General features: G+C 44.4%; 1 protein-coding gene. It reads right to left on the reverse strand.

All coding sequences use genetic code 11. The features are described 5' to 3' along the window. Position 1: 1 nt before the first annotated feature. Positions 2-378 (reverse strand): 3-oxoacyl-[acyl-carrier-protein] synthase III C-terminal domain-containing protein (locus ALO43_RS28385; RefSeq protein ID WP_328586971.1); only part of this gene is annotated, 377 nt, incomplete at its 5' end.

Consider the following 378-nt stretch of genomic DNA (forward strand, 5'->3'; position numbering starts at 1 on the left):
CTCAATGTTCCTCCCAAGAACTGACTCTCACCACATGACTAAATTGGGCATCAGATAAGTTGACAATGCATCCAGCCCAAGAATAGCCGACACCAAACCCGGCCAACAAATAATTACCGCAAAGCCCCTGCTGAGCCTCTGCATTTAAGCAAAGAGCTAGCGGTATTGACGCTGCACTGGTATTACCCACATCCTTTAGATTTACAACAACATCGTTAGGGTCAAGCCGCATTTTTTTTGCCAAATGATCCAGCATAAACTTATTGGCTTGATGAAAAACGTATTTATCAATTTTCACATTTTGCTTTTCGGCTGCACTTTGAAGATCCCGCACCAGACCCGGCACACGCGCTAGAGTAAAAGCAAATATCTCTGCAC

Origin of the sequence: Pseudomonas tremae, from assembly GCF_001401155.1 — a bacterium.
Taxonomy (GTDB): Bacteria; Pseudomonadota; Gammaproteobacteria; order Pseudomonadales; family Pseudomonadaceae; genus Aquipseudomonas; species Aquipseudomonas tremae.